Source organism: Colwellia echini (genome assembly GCF_002843355.2).
In the GTDB taxonomy this organism is placed as follows: domain Bacteria; phylum Pseudomonadota; class Gammaproteobacteria; order Enterobacterales; family Alteromonadaceae; genus Colwellia; species Colwellia echini.
Genome location: NZ_PJAI02000005.1, coordinates 155,965 through 178,154, shown reverse-complemented (window position 1 = coordinate 178,154; position 22,190 = coordinate 155,965). Strand labels below are relative to the sequence as shown.

Below are 22,190 nucleotides of genomic sequence, written 5' to 3'. Positions count from 1 at the left end.
ATTTAAGTAAATTTACTGTTAAATGAAAAATTTAATTTATTATTAACAGCCTGATTAACATAATGACCGGCTATCAATGATGGAAAACGAACGTGTTTAAAGAATATTATAATGAAATTTCAACATACTTAATTGCTACTTTTGATGCCGATTTTATATTGTTAACTGTTTTGATAACAACAGGTATTTCAATTGTTTATTTTATTGGTATGAGTTATATCATCACTCAAATGGATACACGATATTTTATTCGAAAAAATGCAGTTAATAAAACCAATAGTGCCAAAAAATATGATGATAAATTTAATAAAAACCATAACTTAACTTTATTAAAAAGCAGTGTAACTGTTGTTATTCAGATTGTAAAAATCATTATCGGTGTGTTTTTACTACTATGCGGTTTACTTATGTTAGTTTTGCCAGGACAAGGATTGATTACTATGGTCATTGGCTTAAGTTTGATACCGTTTCCGGGTAAAGATAAACTTGTACAATATATACTTTCGCGAAAATCTATCCGTACGTCTTTAAATTGGATTCGAGTTAAAGCAAAGAAAGAACCTTTTATATTTGATTAAATAATCAGTTCGTATGAACTATTACCCTATAATATCCCTAAGTTAAAATTCTTATAAAATCACTTAATAAGCTTATTGTGTAATTTTTACAAATAACTATGTAATAACTCAATGCTCTGTTTTAACTAAAAACAGAGTGTATTATAAATCCTTTAAATATCAACGCATTATTATTTGGCACAAATATGGCTTTAGTTACTGTGAATTCACTAAAAGGAGATTATTATGAAAAAGTCAATTTGTTCTATTGTAACAGTAGCCTTATTAACATTGGGCTCAACAGCAGCTTACGCAAATAATAGCTGGGAAGATAAAACGAAAGATGCGTGGATAGACGGTAAAGCGGAAAGCACTTTATTGTTTAATGGAAATTTGAACTCTTTTGATATTAATACCGACGTTCAAAACTCAATAGTTATTCTAACGGGTAAGGTAGATAGTGAAGTTGATAAAGCACTCGCTGAAGAATTAATTGCCAGTCTTGATGGGGTTGAATCTGTTGACAATAAACTAACCGTTTTAGATGCTAAAAAGTCTGAAGACAGCGAATCGTTAATGGCATTAACCGACTCAAAAGTAGAAGCCGTAGTAAAAACTAAGCTTTTATTTGAATCTGAGGTAAATGGTTCAGATATTGAAGTGGAAGTTAAAAATGGTGTGGTAACCCTAATGGGTCAAGTTAGTTCTGATAGTGTGAAAGAATTAGCCGTTGCTATTGCTAAAAACACCAACGATGTGAAATCGGTTGTTGATAAGTTAGATGTTGCTTAACGCTCTGTTAATACTCAAATTGATAATAACTGAGTAAGGTTTTGGCAAGGCGATTAAATAAGCCAATTAAACAAGATAAAAAAGCACCTAGAGTGCTTTTTTTGTGTCATCTTTTTAGATTATATAGATAAAAGGTTTTGTTCGTTGTGTCACTGTTTTAGGCATCAAATGGATAAAAATTAAAATTTCGTTGATTTATGAAAAAGGGAGGGGAGTATTTTGTAAAATTATAGGAATTAAATAGAATTTTAGATAGGTATATAGATTGGTTGCGGGAGCCAGATTTGAACTGACGACCTTCGGGTTATGAGGTTTAATTTTTAACCAGACGCTAACTTATTTTAATGTACCTTAAAGTTGTCTTGTTTATTAACCATTTGTTTTCTTAGGTTTTAAGTATTCAGTTGGTGACAAGTTTAGACTCGGTCAACTCTCGTCAAATTTTAGTTTTGTCACAAAATCTAACTACTATTTTAAAGTTTATCTTTGGAAGAATTACTACTTCAACATTCTAATGCCACCTTTTTTGGTTTGGCTAACGATAGGTCAATATTAATTCAATCAAAATTAACAAAAACTTCTATTTGTGGATACTTTATATACCTGGTTAGGGTTTAGATATATAGAACACATGAAACTAGGCGAGAATGCAGCTATAACAAGCTTGGCTATTTTCAACAAAACACCGTTTGACCGTATAGTCATCTTCGCGAATACTTGGAAAGAAAGATGGGATAAATACGAAATTGAATAACAAAACGGTTAAGTACAATTCAACGTTAGTCAGATAATATTAAAGTCTATAGAGCGGATGTTATAACAGCTGTTGATTACCCAACCATAATTAAGCATACAGAAAAATGGCTTTCTAAGTTATCTGATGAATCAGCTTATCTATTTATTAATTGATTGATCAAAATTTATCCATAATTCTTTACGTTGTAATGGTGTTTTATCCGAAAGTAAGGGATTATCTAATGTAAATACACGCCGATTACTGTTTATTACTTCGTTAACATGGTCACCAAAATATTCTATAAATAGTCGATCAAAACTCCCATCCTTTAACGCTTTTTCTAACCCCTCCTTAATATCAGCGGCCAGCGTAAAATTTTCTTTATTAACATAAAAATAAAAGGCTGAGGGATAATGAATAATTATATAGGGCTCAATCATTATATTAAGGTGTTGGTGATTTTTTGCCTCTCTATTTATTTCTAAAAGTGAACGAGGGTAATAATCAATGCGTTTTTTGTGCAACATCCTATATAGACCTTCTTGATTTCCTCCTTTATAGACTTTAATTCCGTTGCTCAATAATATTTCACTGTCTGACCAGGAATGAAATTGTGCAGCAGTGAATTCTTTCAAATCTTCGTTGGTGAACACCTTTAAAAAAATATCTTTATTTTCTTTGTTAATTAATGAAATACGCCAACTATTTAACCCTTTTAAAATAGGGAATCGAATAGGTAAATATTTACTTTCTCGTTCAAGTGTTGCACCATCAGCAAGTACATCAATTACCCCTTCTTGAGCCAAAAATTTGTACTCTCGACCACGTGGTAGTTTTTCACCATAGGCTTTTGGCGTATAATTTTTGTTTTTAGAATAAGCTAATACGTGCCTTAAAAGCCGATTAATATAAATGTTTTCATTTTTACCTGCATATACAACATCCAAAGCTTGCACATAACCACTTAGGGTTAAGGTAGAAATCAAAGAAATACAAATTAAAAACTTAAGCATAGTATTTTTAAAACCTCCACAGACATTAGAAATATATAACCTTAACGAACACTACTTTTTAAGAAGAATATTGAAATGGAGTTAAACCACAAAACCCGTCAACGTAAAAACGGTAAAATAGCTTGCTAATACCAGTTCCATTAAGTCGGTGTTCTATTTTATACCTAGTTATTCTAATTTTTAAATAACGACGTAGTTGGATATTTTCACAAATATAAATAATCACATATTTAATGGAATGGTTATAATATCTATTTAGGTATAATAATAAAGATAATCATAGTCTAGCTGTCACAATAAATACGAAACCTAGTCTATGAACTTGTTTACCAAATTGTAGATATATATCGAAAAAACATTAGTAAATTGAGTTAGTAATTTTGTACGTCATCATAAATACAGCCCATTTATAATAAAATACTAGAGTTGGTTAATTTTAACGCGGGTATAGAGTAGAGCTCTCTTTTCTCATTGTTTTTACGTTTAACTTCTTCAAGTGTTTTTGATTCCACAGCCTCAAATTGTGAATTAATTAATCGATTGAAATGGTTGTGCATTGCTTGTCGTGCTTTAGAAGCGTTACCTGATTTTAAAGCAGTGTATATGGCTTTATGTTCAGTGAGTGTTTGTTTGTTATCACGAATACAAACACGGTTATAATCATTGATAATCTCAGGTGTTAACGAGCGTAGCTTCCAAAGGTTCTGAACTGATAAAATCATAGCACCATTTCTAGTCGATTTAGCTAAAACCTTATGGAACTCTTCGTCTGCTGTTTCAATGTTGTTTTCATTTTTCATAGTAATGATAGTTGCATGTAGTTGTTTAAGCTCTTCTTTATTAATTGTGGTAGCTGCGATAGCGGCAACTTCACCCTCAATAAGTGCTCTAGCATGAGTAACCTCAAAAGCATTCAAAATTTTAGTCGAGCTAGTTCTAGTTGCATCCTCAAGTACATAAACCCCTGATCCAGTTTTTACTTCTATACGACCTCTGACTTCCAAGGCTATTATTGCTTCTCTGATTGTTGGTCTACTAACATTATATATTTCAGCAAGGGCTCTTTCTGGGGGTAATCGGCATCCAATAGCGTAATGACCAGAATCTATTGACGCTTCAATACTTTCAACGATACGCCAAAATAACCTGCGGTTACTCATTATTATTCCTTGACAAAATATTTTAATTCTATGGTTTTTTTATAACACTTCTACACTTTTTACCACTATTGAAATCAATCTGCATAACATGTATTGCTCATTACTAATTAAGATAAAACACCGTAAAAGTTGTTTTTTTAATTAAATATCAATTGATTATATGATATTTAATACATTTCCGTACAACTACAAACATATGATGTTTACTATTGTATCATGTTAATGTACATTATATAACCAGCGTCATAGAATTAAATAGAAAATGGAAATTAAAAAAACAAAGTGTAAGCGATAAAATCATTGATTTATATGAAATTGCAAAGCACTAAAAATTAGTCAAAAAAGTAGCTTTTTCAAAAAATAGGTAATAAGTATGATAATAAATAACAAATTAACTTTAGCAATTGTTACAGCAACGGCGTTATTAACAACCGGTTGTGGGGACTCAATCAATCCTGATGAACCAGTCGTTATAGACGAGAATACAGATAATACTGACGGCACAGGTAATACTGACGGTACAGATAATACAGGAGGCACAGGTAATACTGACGGTACAGATAATACTGGCGGCACAGATAATACTGGCGGCACAGATAATACTGGCGGCACAGATAATACTGACGGCACAGGTAATACTGACGGTACAGATAATACTGGCGGCACAGATAATACTGACGGCACAGATAATACCGGCGGCACAGATAATACTGGCGGCACAGATAATACCGGCGGCACAGATAATACTGACGGCGCAGATAATACTGACGGTGCAGATAATACTGATGACACAGATAATAATGACGGTGCCGATGAGGTTGAACCCGCTAAAAGCCTATTATCAGTAGCTACTATGGCTCCAAGCGCTCATTGGGATAGCGCTGTATTATCAAGTGTAGTTGAAGGTACTGATACACAAGAAGCGGTTGCCACGCTTATTGGCGCGGCTGATGCGAATGTTTATATTATTTTTGAAATAGTTGAAAGCAATAATCTTATTTTTAGTTTTTCACAAGACAATACACCAGAAAACCTAGTGACCAGTTGGGAAGTAGCTCAACAAAATGAAAATGGTTGGGTGGTACTTAAAACCTGGGGCGATGCAAGTTCAGGCTTAAACACTTATAAAGCTGATGCTAATATTTCAGCGACAAAAGTGCGTTTTAGATTTAGAGGAGCAGAGGGTGCTAATTTAGGTATTAATCAACTTAAAGTTATTAGTGAAGCTAATGGCGCACAACCTGATCCAAACCCTACACCAAATCCTGCTGATGGCATGCTAGATACCGATTTAACGGGCTATACAAGTTACACTGACGAAAATGGAGTGAGTACAGTTGATGTAGGCTTTTTTGAAAATAAAGTTTCTGATCTTGAGCCCAAAGAGTTGGTAGCTGAAGAGGTATTTTCAGATACAGTGAATGATACAAGCCGCTTAAAAACAGCATTAAATCAATCAAAAAATGAAGAGGATGGTGGTGTTGTAATATTACGCGCAAATGCTAATGGTCAAAATCGTTTCAGCTTATCGCACATTGCAGTTCCTTCAAATATACGTATTGAGGTAGAGCCTGGGGTTGTACTTGAAATGCGTGGTATCAAGGAGGACCTTTATCCAACTAGTCAGAATGAAGCCAACAATATAAATAAACCTAATCGTCAATTTTTATTCTCATTTGGTCGTAGTAATGGCCCTGGTAATTTATTAGCTGAACGTATCGAAAACGTTGAAGTAAGATCAACAGTACCAGGTGAAAAATTCACCATAGATGCAACAACTAATATGCCACATAACTACGGTTATATGGATGGTGGTAACGGCAATGGGGTGGTTAATTTAACTCGTGCTATTCCTATAGGCTTGTTCTATGTGAAAAACTTCGCTATTTCAGATATCAACATTGAAGATAATCATACTGAATCAGTTGCTGTACAAATGTTTGCCGATGCTGATTATAAAGATGGTGCATATGCGTGGCGTTTTGGCTCTAAACCTATCTATTTAGAAGAACGTTATGTTAAAGATAATCCTGATGGCACTAACCAACTTGAAGGATCAAGTAACGTACCATTGAAAACAGATAGTTTTGCTAATTTCTTAAACGAAAATGATGAAATTGTTGCTGATATGTTTGCTATTAAACGTAACCCTACCTATGGCAGAACACCAGTTAAAGGTTCGATTAAAAATATTAAAGCAAGTCACTCTCATACTGGTTACGGTGTTGTGCAAGTATACGGTGGAGACTGGATAGAAATTGACAATATTGAAGCATTCAATGGCATAGGTGTTCGTTTAGAAGCGGGTAACGGTACTGACAACGATAACTTTAACCGTTCAGGCCCTTACTTATCCTCAATGAATAAAATTAATATTTCTAACGTGAAAGTAACAAACGGCTTTACCGGTGTTTGGTTAAAACCACATTCTAAAATAATGAAAGATATCACAGTTGAAAATATCCAAGCTATTGATACAGGTACAGCGATACTTGTAGGTAAGGGGTCGTTTAACTGTAAAGAAAGTTGTCGTGATTTAACCCGAGGTCGCATAAATAACTTAGTCATTAAAGGTGATATTTCTTTAACACAAACGGTATTTGATGCACCAGTTGCTGAAGTTGGTAATAACATTACCTATTTGATTAATGATACTAACCGTCAATACTTAGCTGATTTAAACGGCAAAAATGTTGACCAACTTACTCGTGGTGACTTACAACAAAAAACGATTACAGGTGAGCAAACAGAAGAACAGTTAGCTGCACTTACACCTGAAAGTTTTGATAATCCATCAGGTACACGTTGGTACAAAATCTTCCCAACAGCACCTGTATTAGCTTTATCTATGTTGTCAGCTACAGAAGTGGGTGATGAGTCAGCAACAGAAGGTTTTTATCCTGTAGATTTTAGTCAAGCTAACATCACATCAAATGGTTTACCTGAAAGTACCTTGATTTTGTATAGAGGTGATATGCGTGAGCCAAATGGGACAGAAGCTACTGATTTTATAAATAAATAATTTTAATCTTGAAGGGAGGGGGAAAGTGTAATGCTTTCCCCCTTTTTTGATGAAAACAGAATAAATCAGGAATGAAATACAATAAAAATGGATTAGTAAAACAATTAAAAATGAGGACTATGCAAATGAATAAAAATAACAATATAAAAACCAGAATAATTAATACCCCCAAAAAAATAGCAGTTCGAAGCTTACTAACAACCATCATTCTAGGCGCAAGCTTATTCCCTGCGATGGCTGTTGAAGTAGGTGAAACCTTTGATTTAGCTACCAACGACACGTTTTCAAATGCCAGTAATAGCTGGGATATTGATGTATTAACAAATGTTTTATCTGGTGATATTTCACAAGAAGCTAAATCAACTAGCAATAGTGCATGGGTTAGCTTTGAATTTCCTACAGCTAATAATTTAAGTTTCTCATTACGAGAGGATAACTCAGCTAATCAACAAGTATCCCGATGGCGTGTACAGCACAAAGTAGAGGGAACATGGAAAAACCTAGTGCCATGGCAAACCACTGATAACGGTGGCTGGACAAGGTTTACTGCAGATCCTAATATCGAAGCGGATGAATTACGATTTTTTCTACAGTCGCCAAACAACCATACTGTTGGTGTACGCGATATTGCCGCTGTTGGCAAACTTGTTGACGCATCTGGCGCCACTCCACCGACGATAACGTTACCGCCTAGTGGTTCATTACCAACCGATACTGACTTAGAAGGTTATACCGGTCCTAATATTGGTTTTTTTGAAAACAAAGTATTTGATGAGAATCCTACCGAATTAATGGCAGTATCGAATTTTACCAATTTAATAAACGATACAGCACGTTTAAAAAGTGCTTTAAATCGCGCTAAAAACGAAACTAATGGTGGCGTTGTTATTTTACGAGCTAACGGCACACAAAAACGTTTCAGTTTATCGCACATTGCGGTGCCTTCAAATGTACGTATCGAAGTAGAGCCTGGCGTTGTTTTAGAAATGCGTGGTATTAAAGAAAATACACACCCAACAGGAAACGCCAACAGCAACCCTAACAAACAGTTTTTATTTTCGTTTGGCCGTAGTAATGGACCTTCAAATTTACTATCAGAGCGAGTTGAAAATGTTGAAATAAGATCAACGATACCAGGTAGAAAGTTTACGATTGATGCTACCACCAATATGCCGCACAATTATGGTTATATGAATGGCGGCAACGGTAATGGTGTGGTTAATTTAACTCGCGCTATTCCGGTTGGCTTATTTTATGTCGAAAACTTTGCCATTTCAGATATCTATATTCGCGACAACCATACTGAGTCAGTTGCTATTCAAATGTTTGCTGACGCAGATTACAAAGACGGCGCATATGCATGGCGCTTTGGCTCAACACCTGTCTTTTTAGAAGAGCGTTACGATAACGATGGTGGTACCAATATACCTATGAATATTATTAATACCCCGTTAGCCACAAATAGTGATGGTGATTTTATTGATAATCGTGGACGTATTGTGCCTGATATGTTCGCTATTCAACGCAATCCTACTTATGGTCGTACCCCGCTCAAAGGTTCGATTAACAACATTAGTGCAACTAATTCGCATACTGGTTATGGTGTAGTACAAGTATACGGTGGCGACTGGATAGAAATTAATAATATTGAAGCGGTAAATGGCATCGGAGTTCGTTTAGAAGCGGGTAATGGTACAGACAATGATAACTTTAACCGTTCAGGCCCTTACTTATCATCAATGAATAAAATCAATATCTCTAATGTGAAAGTAACAAACGGTTTTACCGGTGTTTGGTTAAAACCACACTCTAAAATAATGAAAGACATTACTGTTGAAAATATTGAAGCGATTGATAGCGGAACCGCACTACTTGTGGGTAAAGGATCGTTTAATTGTAAAGCAAGTTGTCGTGATTTAACCCGTGGTCGAATTAATAATTTAGTGATTAAAGGCGATATTTCATTAACACAAACCGTGTTTAATACTCCTGTTGCAGAAGTAGGTAATAATATCACCTATTTAATTACTGATGCACATCGTCAATACTTAGCTAACTTACACGGCAAACGTATGGATCAATTAACACGAGCGGATTTACAAGAAAAAACAATTACAGGCACACAAACGGCTGCACAACTAGCTGCACTGACACCTAACAGCTTTGATAACCCATCAGGTACACGCTGGTATAAGATTTTTCCAACTGCGCCTGTTTTAGCTTTATCTATGTTATCTGCTACAGAAGTAGGTGATGAGTCAGCAACAGAAGGCTTTTATCCTGTTGACTTCACCCAGGCAAATATCACTTCAAATGGTTTACCTGAAAATACATTAATTTTATATAGAGGTGATATGCGCGAGCCAAATGGTACGAAAGCAACTGATTTTATAAATAAATAAAATTACTAACCTAATGTATTTAAAGTATATTTAATAATCATGTGAAGGCCGAATAACATTCGGTCTTTTATATTTTGTGCGCTTTAACCGTAAAAGACGCAATCACTTCATAATACTGTATACATATGATGTTTATGTATGTATTATGTGGTGTAATTGTATAAATAAATTTGTTAATGAACCACAGTGAGATAAATCATGAATAGAACACTCATAGGAGTAGCTATTGCTTCAGCTCTTTTATTAACTACTGGTTGTAGTCAAGAACAGAGTACTCAGGTTAACACCCCTCAAGTTGCAGTTGAGGCGGTTGAAGTTGCTGAGACAGATATTTCAGCCCAAAGCGCTTTAGAGCAAGAAGCTCGAGTACAGTTAAAAACTCTTTTGAGTATGATGGATCAAGCACGCGCTAAAAACATTGATGTTGCTAGAGAAGAAACAATTGTTTGGTTCTCTGAACAGTTTCTTAAATTCGCGAACTGGGATGAAGCTAATCCTAAAGCTATTGAAATGGCGTTTGGCTATGAACGTTATTATGCAGCTGACAAAGTAGAATTAGCTGCAGAACTACCTGATTTTGAACGTCAAAAAGTTATCGATATTTTAACTAAGGGTATCGATGTATTAGGCCAAGAATTACGTGGTGAAATTAAACGTCGTCCTGTTAATAAAGTTGATTGGCAAGGAACTAAAGCTAGCGATAATATGTTTATTAGTAATGGTAAGCCCATTTTCCCTTACGATTATTTCTCTAAAACAGTTGGCCAACCTTTAACAAATACTGATATTTATAATGATCATCTAGGTGCTCTCTACCATGGTGGTGAAAACCTTTATCCAGTAGATCATGACCGTGCAATTAACTCATTCTTATTAAAAGAAGATGGCACATTTGATCAAGATTTAATGAAAGAATTAACAGATATCCCTGATACTAATGTTGGTTTTTTATATTTTTGGATCATGGGTATTCCTGAATGGGTTGAAAAACAAGAGCCAGAAGTACGTAAAGGACGCTCATTGTTTACTGGCTTTGACATAGATAATCCGCTTGTACGTGATGTATGGGGTAAAATTATCCGTGAAACAGGCGAATTAACTAAAGGTAAAAAAGTTACTGAATTAGGCTTTGTTTTAGCTAATGAACCACATTGGTTTGCTGAAAAAGGACACTGGACAGCTAACTTTGAAGAAATGACTTCGATTTCTTCTTATACCGTAAATAACTTTCGTAGCTGGTTAGATAATAAATATGCCGGTAATCTAAACGCTTTGAATAAAAACTGGGGAACATCTTTTACTAGCTTCGATAAAGTAGAAATAGAAATTCCTATTGATCCTGAGCTTTTAGGTCAACCTATTTGGTACGACTGGTCTCGTTACAATATGGACCGCAGTACAAACTGGTTTACGTTTATGCAAAATGAGTTACATTCTGTTAATGCTGATGCTGCCACCCATATTAAAGTAATGCCACGTATGTTTATGTACGACTCACGCTCTGGTGGTATCGATACTGAAGCCTTAGCTGAATTAACGACTATGGTAGGTCATGACGCTAAAGCGTTTGGTAGTGAAAATATTAGACCTGGTAAATCTTCTGAATGGATAGAAAAATATGCCTATTCATGGGGATTAGTCGCTATGTTCCATGACTTTATGGAATCAGTTGCCCCAGATAAAATAAACATTAACTCTGAATCTCATTTCTTATCTTCAGGCCAATGGCGTGACTTAGATACGCGTACCAGTTATGTACGTAGTGTTTATTGGTTAGCTACCTTACTAGGTATGGATGCCAACATGGGATGGTTCTGGGCACGTGATCCTGATGGTTCGCCAGAAGATCGTTTAGAAGGTGAATTAGACTTCTTCGATCCAGGTCTTGGTGGTGCTTATGCTGGTTCTAATAATATGCAACCACATGTAACTAACGAAGTTACACAGGTTATGTATGACCTAAACAGTTTCTCTGAAGAAATTATCGAATTACGTGAGCAAAAACGCCCATTACGTTTATTTTATTCTGAGACAACAGCGATTAATACTGAAGACTACATGACCAAGGGCTCTAAACTTTATGAAGAATTATTTTTCGAAGGTTTCCCTTTAGGTTTTGTGACTAAAAACATTATAGAAAAGCAAGACAACAGTAGTTGGGAAGCAGTCATTGTTTACAATAACCCAAATGTTACTGACGCTGAATTCGCTGCACTACAATCTTATTTAAATGCTGGCGGCACAGTAATTGTTGATGCAAAAAGTTTATTACTTAATGAGTATAGTCAAAAACGTGCTGCTAAGTTGAAGGCAGGAAAAGGTAAGTTAATTACTTTAGAAGCTAGCGCTGATCTTGCTAAAATCAAAAAAATAGCACTTGCTGAAGTTGCAGATCAAATGCCTGACGTCGCCATAACTGAAGATAATGGTGAGGCATTTAAAGCCACTACATGGCGAACAGTAAAGCAGTCTGATGGGAGTTATTTAGTAAATATACTAAATTTTGGTCGCAATACCGCTAAGTTAAACTTAACACTAAGAAACGGTAAGTCTGCGACTATAACCGATTTAATGACGAGCAATACATTAAGCTCTACATTTGAACTGGAATCTGAAGGCGTACTATTACTAGAAGTGAAACCGCAATAGTATATTGTGATTTGTTTGACGCCGTAGCAAAACTATGGCGTCTTTTTTAGAACTCAAAATAAATGAAATAAAGATTGTTCAGCATTCAAGAAAGATAATTATTCAAGTGCAAAGTGCGTGATTTATTAATAGCTAGCTATTGAACATAATGCATAAACTAATTCTTTATCCTATTTGATGATGGGTGATTTATTAATTCAATTGATATTAATTACTATTCCCGACCAAACGTGAACTGTTATTACAGAGAACGTTTTTTCGCCGTAGTGAACCTGCGGCATTTTTTTACCAATTGTGTATGTTTAATATCAATTATTGAACAAACCGATTATCTATTCCTTTCTCACACGTAATAGTAGTATACGTTTGTGTTTCGCCGTAGTAACCCTACGGCGTTTTTTTTATTTTCAAATCCCATCGTTTAGGCTTTTTTATGTTATTGAACACATAAGAAGGTTTGATAACGAATAAACTTCTCATCATTGCGTGGAAAAGTAAGTTTATGGCTTAATTTTATTTATAAAATTCATGACCTACAGTTAAGTTAAATCATTTAACGGCTACTTAAACTTTTTGGTTTACATAACTTTACATACACTAGAGCATTTAAGCATTGCACATGCAAACATCATATGTTTATATATGTTGTATCAATTGAGTTTGTATAATATCTGCATACAGCATTAAAGTAATAACAAAGTAATAACGTATTTAGCAATATTTATATCAAGGTTACTTTCTAATTTAATAGTTCATTTCAGCAAAAAAAAACATATATTTAAGGTGAAACATGAAACTTTTTTTTCAACAAAAGTATTTTCAAAAGATAGAACTGGACGAACAAAATGTCAGTCCAGGTATATCAAAACTGGTTAAGTTTATAACCATGAGTAGTTTAGCTGCGGTTTTATTTTCACCACTGGCTTATAGCAATGATGAAAGTAAAAAAATAGTCACAAAAAAAGCAGATACCCCTACAGAGAATGTATTGGTAATCATGTTTGATGATATGCGTTTTGATACCTTTTCATATCGTGATGGGCCAGTTAACACACCTAATATTGACGCTTTAGCGGCAGAATCCGTTCGATTTGATAATGCAATGACAACTACAGGTCTGTGTTCTCCTTCAAGAGCAGCCATGTTCACCGGTCGTTGGGGCCACAAAACAGGTTTAGACGATAACGTTGAACTATGGCATTCACGTGTATCAGAGCTTGATCCAAAAGAAGGCGGAATCATGCGTGCAGCGTCTGAGGCCGGTTACTTAGTGGGTTATGTTGGTAAATGGCATTTAGGTGCACAAGGTACCAAAATGCGCGGTGCTGAAATTGATCTAGGCCAAGGGCATGAAGCAAGAGAGCGTTTTAGTCGTCAGTGGACTCCGTATGACAAAGTGCCTCAAGTGAAAGGATACTATGAAGGTAAGCTTGACGAGAATAATGAGAAACATGAATACTTTATGACACTACCAGGCGGTTATGAAGATACCGAAGCCTATAAAAAAGTTGTTTATGGGCAAGACATGATAAAACAAGCTGCCAAAGATAAACGACCGTTTTTTGGGGTTATAAGTTTTAATCAGCCACACCCAGCTTATCGTGTACCTGAACCCTATGCGAGCATGTTTGACCCAACAACACTTAAACTACCAGAAAACCATTTAATTCCACGTGTTAATAAACCATTAGCGCAAGATGGAATATGGTGGCCATGGCATGATGTTGGTCATATGAGTGATTTAGATTGGCGAAAATCACGCGCGTTTTACTATGGCGCGATCGCAATGGTTGACCGTATTGTTGGCGACCTACTAGAAACAGCTAAAGAAGAAGGCATGTATGATGATCTAACCGTTATTTTAGTCGGCGATCAAGGCAGTATGTTAGGTGAGCACGGTCTTTATGACAAAGGACCTTATGCTTATGATGAATTAATGCGTATGCCGTTACTTATCAAGTCACCACATCAAAAAAATAAAACGGTTAATCGTCAAGTATCTATTATTGATATTGCACCAACCCTTTCCGATATTATGGGATTGCCACTTGGAGATGATATTGATGGCAGAACTTTACTACCACTTATGACTGAAGGTGATGCAGCAGATAAAGGTAAAGTAGATTCAGCGCTTTATGCATACGAATGGTATAACGGCTCTTGGTTTGGTATTAGAGCGATCAGAACACCTGAAATGAAATTTGTATGGAACCCAGGCGATAGTCGAGATGAATTTTACGACTTGGTTAAAGATCCTATTGAAAAAAATAACGAAATTAACAATAAGAAATACCGTAAACAATTACAAGAGATGGTGGTATTACTCGAACAAGAACTTGTTAGAGTTGACGATCCTTCCGTAGACAAATTTCGTCATCATATGAAAGCACGTGGATTACTTTAATTCACAGGCTACTAAATTATAAGTATTAATCCTTACGGCTTTAATTTCATTTAAAGCCGTAAGCCAATAATCAACGAAATACAATAAGTACAACTTTTTAGGTAAAACACGATGAAAAAATTATCATTAAGTAAGATCGTTTTAGCTTGTACCTGTTTAATTGCAAGTCAGGTAACTATAGCGAGCACAGCAAATGAACGCCCTAATATTTTGGTTATTTTAACCGATGATATGGGTTACGCAGATGTTGGATTTAACGGCTCGCCAGATATAAAAACACCAAGTTTAGATCAGTTGGCGGAAGATGGCACTATGATGACTGCCGCTTACAATGCTCATCCATTCTGTGGCCCAAGCCGCGCAGGAATTATGACCGGAAGATATCCTCATAAATTTGGATCACAGTTTAACTTACCTACAAGTGATCGCTCAGGCGGTTTGGGTATTCCAACCTCTGAAGTATTCATTAGTGAGGTTTTACAAGACGCAGGTTATCACACCGGTGCTATCGGTAAATGGCATTTGGGTGAAGATGGGGACTTTCATCCAAATAATAGAGGCTTCGATGATTTTTACGGCTTCTTAAATGGTGGCCACGATTACTTTCCAAGTCAATTTAAACCACAGTACGAAAAGCAACGTAAGCAAGGTTTAAATCATTCAATATTTCATTACCTTAGACCGCTTGAATACAATGGAAAAGAGGTGGATGTAAACGAATATCTCACTGATGCTTTATCTGGACAAGCGGTTGATTTTATAAAAGACTCGGCTTCGGATAAAGACCAACCATTCTTTTTATACTTAGCTTACAACGCACCGCATTCGCCTATGCAAGCAAAAGAAGAAGATATGGCTCAATTTCCAGATATTAAAGATAAAAAACGTAAAACCTACGCAGGTATGGTTTATGCGGTAGACCGTGGTGTTAAGGAAATTGTACAAACATTAAAAGACACTGGGCAATACGAGAATACATTAATTGTATTCTTCAGTGATAACGGTGGTAAGCCAAATCTTGGTGCCAACAATTATCCGTTAAGAGGCCGCAAAGGTAGTGTATTAGAAGGGGGGTATAGAACACCCATGTTTTTCCATTGGCCGAAAAAAATACCTAAAGGTGAAACATTTACCTTCCCTATTTCTACTTTAGATTTATATCCAACGTTTGCTGAACTAGCTGGCGCTGAAATACCTAAGAATAAAAAGTTAGACGGTAAAAACATTACATCAAGTTTAATCGCTGGTACTAACCCAAGACCTGGTGAAATGATTTATGCCGTTAGACACCGTAATGGATTTTCTGAAGCTGCAGCTCGCAAAGACAACTGGAAAATTGTCAATGTCAGCGGCAACAAATGGCAATTATTTGATGTTGAAATAGACAGTAGTGAAAGTAACGATTTAAGTAAAGAGTACCCACTTGTTGTTAGAGAAATGGTAGCTGAAATGGAAATGTGGAGTTGGACTAACTCTCAACCTGCATGGTTTCATATTCATGCCGAAGGTACGTTATGGCGAGAAAAAGCTATGCCAAGATTTGGCGAAACCTTTAGCTTAAAAGATAAAGCCGATAATGAGTTAAACGTGCACTAATAAGTTGGCTATTAATAAGTACATACTGCATAACCACACTTTGCGGTGTACTTTATCCTCTTAACTGTTTGTAACAGTTAAGAGGATAATAACCTTGGTAAACCTCTCACCGAGTAACCTCCTATGTTTAAAAAAACACCTAAAAGCACATCTGAAAATATATCTAGAAGTAATTTAAGATCAAACAATCTATTCGCCGTTTCTACTTTTGTACTTAGCACCGTATTGTTAGTCGCTTGTAGCACGGGTAATAACGCTGTAGAAACAAAAAAATTAACTCCCCACTTAACTAGCCAGAACACTGCACCAGCCGTATTTCCATTTTCTGATCCTGAAAATACTGGTCAATGGACCTATAACACAGTAGTAAGTGACGAGTTTGAAGCAGACGTACTCGATGAAGATCGTTGGTATATCGTCGGTAAATTTAAAGACGGTAAACCAGAATATAAACATCCTGATAAGCCAAATAAAAAGGTTTGGACTGGTCGCGCCCCTTCGCAGTTTTCAGGCCGTAATTACCGTTTAGAAGATGGTAAGCTTGTACTTGAAACCCGTTGGGAGCCAGACTTCCCGTTCATTAAAGAAGTCCATAAACCTGTTTTTGGCGAAGCTATGCCTTACGCCAATATAACTACCGCCTGCATTATTTCTCGTAAAGAATTTAAATATGGCTACATAGAAATAAAAAGTAAAGCAGCAGATGCTGAGGTAACCAGTGCATTTTGGTCAATGGGGAAGGGAGTTGAATTCGATTTCTTTGAATTACTTGGTTATCACAGCGAACCCGGTAAAGAACACCTAGACCGACAAATTTGGTGGTCAATTCGTGACTGGCAAACACTTCGCGGTAAACCAAGCTATACCGAAAGAAAAGATTTAGGTTTCAGAGTTGCTGACGCCTTTCACATCTATGGAATTGAATGGAATGAGCAAGGAGTAAAATATTTTATTGACGGTAAACTTTTCTCGCAAGTTAGCGCAGAAGAAGTGACGGCTTGGGCGAAAGAAAATAGAGATGTCCCAGCAGATTACGATGGCTATGTTGCTACCGTGCCAATTAACCTATGGTTAGATCAAGAAGTATTTCCTTGGGTTGGTTATCCTAAAAGTAAAGCCGAACTTGAAGTAAATAGTCCAGCAGACAAGAAAGATGATGGCGTAGTCGATTATGAAATTGAATACGTTAGAGTTTGGCAAAAAACGAGTGATTCAACAAGCAATTCAACAAATCAAGAAACTAAGAATATTGCACTCGAAAAATAAAACACAATCGTCTTTATTGGCATAAATTGATAGATAAAAGGTTTCGTAATTATGATGTATACATTCAAGCAAAATAAATTAGCGTCAACTGTCGCTTTATACTGCGCTATAGCTAGTTTAAGTGGCTGTACCACGGTTGATAAGTCAGAGGCTTTAAAACCAAATAGCCAAATAAAACAAGTTAATCCAACCACCCTGTTTACTGAAACATCAGGGGTATTACCTGTAGAAGATAGAGGTAGACGCAAGTGGGACGTTGCGATAGTTGGTGATCTAGATGGTAACGGCTACCAAGACCTTTTATTAACAGAACATGCCCATAAAGTCTTTATTTACTGGAATGAAGGAGGCACCTTTACCGAGCCATCCACGTTAATTAACGGCGATATGCATGGCACTGCCATTGCTGACTTTGATAAAGATGGATTAGTCGAAGTGGTTATTGCGCAAGGTGGCGGTAATGGAGGTAATCCTAGAAAACCTAAACATTTTGAAATAACAAAAGACAGGCAATTTACTGGCGGCAATCCTTTAGAACATTTTGAAAAAGGTAGAGGGCGCTCAGTAAAGGTTTTTGACGCCAATAATGACGGTAATTCAGATTTATTTGTTACCGGTTTTGCAACCCCAGAACAATTTGAAAATGGGGCAAATCACTTTTATAGCAACTCGGGAACAGGTGAGTTTGTCTTTGAAGGTAACTTACCTTTTAGCGATCGTTTAAGTTACCGCTCATCTATTACTGATTTTAACGGCGATGGTCAGTCAGACATATTAGTATTTGGTGGTAAACGCATGGTAGCGATAGCAGGCGGGGAGGGTTATACCTTTTCGGATGTGACTGATGAAGTATTCGGCACATTAAAAAACACTTCCGATGTTAGTGCTATATCGCAGCTTGATTTTGATGGTGACGGTGATTTAGATTTGGCAATTAGCAGAGCTGAGCATCAATTTGAGCCTGAAACCTATTATGATGCAGCAACCAAACGTTTTGCATTTTTCTCACGTTTTCAACCTCTTCAGCTCGAAGATATCATTATAGACGGTGACTTTTTTCTCGAAAACTTGCAAATGGCCTATCCTGATTTTGATGTTTATGTAGGTAAAGATAAGCGCTTACTAAATTTAAAAGACCCCGCAATAAACACCTCTTACGATTTAGACCGAAGTGGCAGTAGTAGCATTAAATTAACCGCGAGTGAATCGTTCGGTTGGCCTGAAGACTTATGTGTTAAAGGCGTAAAAATGAACAATTTACCTAAAGACAGCAAGCCAGGTTTATATATTGGCTATGTGGGTAATAACCATTGGCGAATTTGTAGTCAAACCAGCTCAGCAACCGCCGGTGTTATCAATAATGTGATATCAACACCAGTGACAACAAAAGATGAAGCACTGCCTGCAATGTTATTAGAAAATAGAGGTGGGAAATTTTTTGATGTAACGGCAGCGATGGGTATTGATATTAATGAGCAAACAACAAGTGCGTTAGCTGCTGATTTTAATAACGATGGTTGGACTGATTTATTTTTTATGCGTTATGGCGATATGTCAAAAGAAGTTACCCAGTATCTGTATATGAACAATGCGGGTAAATCTTATACATTGGTTGAGGATCACGGCGCTATTTCAACAGATTTAGGTGCAACTGGTTCAGGTGCAGAAGTGATTGATTACGATAAAGATGGTGATTTTGACCTTATTTTTGCTAATGAACGTGGAAAATGGCACTTATTTGAAAATCATACCGAAACCATATCAAACAACAACTATATCGGTATTACGGTGGGTATGTCGCCCGTTGAAAAAGCTGATTTGTTTGGCACTAAAGTAACAGTTAATGCCTGTGGCCGAATCCAAACGCGTGAAGTAGGCAATACTTCGTCGTCATTTGCCGTTACTTATAATAATGATTTGTTATTTGGGTTAGGGGAATGTGACGAGGTTGATGACGTTACTGTTACATGGACAAACGGTGAGAAAGTTAAGCTCACCCCTAAGCAAGTTAATCAATACATCACTATTAACTAATGTTTGAGTTAAATAACTAAATTCAGCGATTCAGATAATAAAAATTAAATAAAGAGATCATTATGAAACTTAAAGCAAAAGCGTTACTCGGCTTGTCTGCCCCTATACTCATTTCTACCGCGAGCATAGCGGCCGAACTAGCCATGCCATTGTCTGATCCTGAGAATACCAGTGGATGGATACTAAATGAAACATTCACCGATGAATTCAACGGCACTACACTAGATGAAAGTAAGTGGCACGCCCTAGGTGAAACATCTAATTACTGGAAAGGGCGGGGGGCACAATATGCACCGCATAATGTGCGCATTGAAGACGGGAAATTAAAAATAAAGACTCAATGGGAGCCTGATTTTGACTTTGCCGACGGCTATAAAGATATGACTTCTGCGGGCATTATTCATCATAAAAGTTTTATATATGGTTACATGGAAGTTAAGGTTAAAGTACCTGATGCTCCAATGTCTGGTGCTTTTTGGTTCACTGGTGAAGACGCTGAACTTGATGTTTTTGAACATTTTGGCAAGGTAACCAAAGTTGGCGGTAATAAAGCACCTGAGTCAAGAATTTGGACGTCTATTCATGATTGGCGAATCGATAGGCCTGCGCCACAAAATAAAAATAAAATTTATTATCATCAATTTCCTTTAGGTTTCCGTGTTGCTGACAAATTTGCTACCTATGGGCTTGAATGGACCGAAGATAGTTATACCGTATATCTTGAAGGTAAGAAGCTTTATAGCGCACAACAAGGACCCGCAGGATGTGCTAGCACCGATAATCAAACCAATCTTTCTGCCAATGGCACACCGTTAGATTGTTTAGGCGATAAATGGTTGTTAAATAACCGGATGGATATGTGGTTCGACTCTGAAGTTTTTGACTGGATGGGAGTGCCAACTCAACAAGACTTATCGCCACCAGTAGATTTTGAAGTGGAATACGTGCGAGTTTGGCAAAAACCAAATAATTATGCCATTGACAAAGCTTTCTTTGGTTTTGAAGGTGCTATCGCGATGAACGGTAAGGATATTTTCGATTTAGCAAAACCCGAGAAACCAGGAGCATACAGAAAAAGATGGACGATGTCTGACGCGAATGTTGCCATTACAGGTTATCCTGATTTTAAATATTCTACTGGTCGAAAAAGTTTAAAGCTGTCGCATACCGGCGCATTAAACGCCGATATTATAGCGACATCACCTCAGGGCTCTATTGAAACAACACCGGGCAATTATTTACTTTCGTTAGACATTTTTGTGGAAAATAACAGTTCGATAAAAGACATCACCATTAAACTCGGACAACCTGAGAGTACACATACCTTTGATATTAGCTCACTACCTCGTGATCGCTGGATAACAGTAACAGAAAATATTAACCGAATATCTGCCTCTGGCCCTAACGATAATATGCAAGTAATTGTCGATAAATCTGCAGCATTAAACGGCAATAGCACTATTTATATTGATAATGTAATGTTAGATAAAATCACAGGAAACTTTGTCAATATTACTGATATAAAAACTGAAAATAACGCCACAATGGCTATTGGCGAAACGCTTCAGTTAGATGTTGTTATAATGCCAGCCAATGCGAGTAACCAATATATTAATTGGCAATCAAGTGATGAAACTAAAGCTTATGTGAATAACCGCGGTAAATTATTTGCTTTGGCTGCGGGAACGGTTGATATTATCGCGACAGCAGTTAATGGTGAACAAGAAGAAACGATCGTTGTCATAATTGATGGGGATTCTGTACCTATTGTTGATGAAACGCCTGACGCTCCGATTGTTGATGAAACGCCTGACGCTCCGATTGTTGATGAGACGCCTGACGCTCCAATTGTTGATGAGACGCCTAAGGAAGCAAGCGATACCAATAAGGATAGCTCTGCTGGCACAATCAATTGGTTAGTTATTTTATTTTCTAGCTTGGTATTATTTTCACGAAGAAAAACCAAATAACAAAATTAATAACCAAAAACTGGAGAAGCAATATTACACAGTAAAGCTATTCATTCCTTCTCAGGTTAAATAAAATGTTTACCCAATATAAAGCGCTAATTACTTCTGTATTTAGCGTTTTTTATACCACCAAATACCGCACATCCATACTTGTTGAAATATGGAGGTTTTCGTGATTTATACAGTAATAACAGTTGATTAACGGAATCGTTGGTTTGTTTTTGGCTATTTTACCTATGTATACCCGTTACCATTCAAAGTGCGGGATTTCAGTGGGAATTAAAAGCACGTTGAACAAGGAGAATAATGTTCAACATAGTCATTCTATTTTTACGTTATTTAACGCCGTTTAACGTGCTTTTAAACCCATCGAAGAAGTGTTTGAGCGATATCACTTCATCATTACTGTGATTTATAAGGACGCTACATGGATGGTGTTATTAGATAATGCAGGAGCTATTATCCTAAACAACCCTTATCTCATCACAGTGCCTCAAATTGAAATCGCTCAAGCACTCTGAAACCTGCATCTTGAATGGTAACGGGTATATAAATAGACCAATAAATTAATGTAGCAAATATAAGTTTT

The 22,190-nt window shown here is 36.4% G+C and carries 13 protein-coding genes; 11 read left to right on the top strand and 2 right to left on the bottom strand.

Annotation, left to right across the window (positions count from 1 at the left end):
• The first annotated feature begins 92 nt into the window (after positions 1-92).
• The 3 genes from CWS31_RS06715 (at position 93) to CWS31_RS17930 (ending at position 2,103) form a co-directional block, all read left to right on the top strand.
• Positions 93-578: a hypothetical protein gene (locus CWS31_RS06715; protein ID WP_101344352.1), complete on the top strand. Its 486-nt coding sequence runs from the start codon at positions 93-95 to the stop codon at positions 576-578.
• Positions 579-803: 225 nt separating this feature from the next.
• Positions 804-1,349, top strand: a complete 546-nt coding sequence (locus tag CWS31_RS06710; protein WP_101344351.1) for a BON domain-containing protein — start codon at positions 804-806, stop codon at positions 1,347-1,349.
• A gap of 631 nt (positions 1,350-1,980) precedes the next feature.
• Positions 1,981-2,103, top strand: coding sequence for a hypothetical protein (locus tag CWS31_RS17930; RefSeq protein WP_281286822.1), 123 nt, complete (start codon positions 1,981-1,983; stop codon positions 2,101-2,103).
• Positions 2,104-2,243: 140 nt separating this feature from the next.
• On the opposite strand, the gene CWS31_RS06700 is transcribed toward CWS31_RS17930, so the two are convergent.
• A complete protein-coding gene (locus CWS31_RS06700) occupies positions 2,244-3,098 on the bottom strand; it encodes a type 2 periplasmic-binding domain-containing protein (protein ID WP_101344350.1) in 855 nt (284 codons plus the stop codon).
• A 407-nt stretch (positions 3,099-3,505) separates the two neighbouring features.
• Positions 3,506-4,258: a FadR/GntR family transcriptional regulator gene (locus CWS31_RS06695; RefSeq protein ID WP_101344349.1), complete on the bottom strand. Its 753-nt coding sequence runs from the start codon at positions 4,256-4,258 to the stop codon at positions 3,506-3,508.
• Between the two features lie 373 nt (positions 4,259-4,631).
• Here CWS31_RS06695 and CWS31_RS06690 point away from each other — a divergent pair, with 373 nt between their 5' ends.
• From CWS31_RS06690 to CWS31_RS06655, 8 genes are all read left to right on the top strand, one after another.
• Complete coding sequence (locus CWS31_RS06690; RefSeq protein ID WP_148747733.1) at positions 4,632-7,280, top strand: hypothetical protein; 2,649 nt, start codon at positions 4,632-4,634, stop codon at positions 7,278-7,280.
• 125 nt (positions 7,281-7,405) lie between these two features.
• Entirely contained in the window at positions 7,406-9,682 is a 2,277-nt protein-coding gene (locus CWS31_RS06685; protein ID WP_148747732.1) for a hypothetical protein, read from the top strand.
• Positions 9,683-9,880: 198 nt separating this feature from the next.
• Positions 9,881-12,331: an alpha-amylase family protein gene (locus CWS31_RS06680; protein WP_148747731.1), complete on the top strand. Its 2,451-nt coding sequence runs from the start codon at positions 9,881-9,883 to the stop codon at positions 12,329-12,331.
• Between the two features lie 790 nt (positions 12,332-13,121).
• Positions 13,122-14,735: a sulfatase-like hydrolase/transferase gene (locus tag CWS31_RS06675; protein ID WP_246143403.1), complete on the top strand. Its 1,614-nt coding sequence runs from the start codon at positions 13,122-13,124 to the stop codon at positions 14,733-14,735.
• Between the two features lie 111 nt (positions 14,736-14,846).
• The gene (locus CWS31_RS06670) at positions 14,847-16,331 is read left to right on the top strand and encodes a sulfatase-like hydrolase/transferase (protein ID WP_148747730.1); all 1,485 of its coding nucleotides are present in this window, start codon (positions 14,847-14,849) and stop codon (positions 16,329-16,331) included.
• A 123-nt stretch (positions 16,332-16,454) separates the two neighbouring features.
• A complete protein-coding gene (locus CWS31_RS06665; RefSeq protein WP_148747729.1) occupies positions 16,455-17,597 on the top strand; it encodes a family 16 glycosylhydrolase in 1,143 nt (380 codons plus the stop codon).
• Between the two features lie 51 nt (positions 17,598-17,648).
• Positions 17,649-19,631, top strand: a complete 1,983-nt coding sequence (locus tag CWS31_RS06660; protein WP_148747728.1) for a CRTAC1 family protein — start codon at positions 17,649-17,651, stop codon at positions 19,629-19,631.
• A 62-nt stretch (positions 19,632-19,693) separates the two neighbouring features.
• Positions 19,694-21,601 (top strand): Ig-like domain-containing protein, encoded by a 1,908-nt coding sequence (locus CWS31_RS06655; protein ID WP_148747727.1) that lies wholly within the window; start codon positions 19,694-19,696, stop codon positions 21,599-21,601.
• The last annotated feature ends 589 nt before the right edge of the window (positions 21,602-22,190 follow it).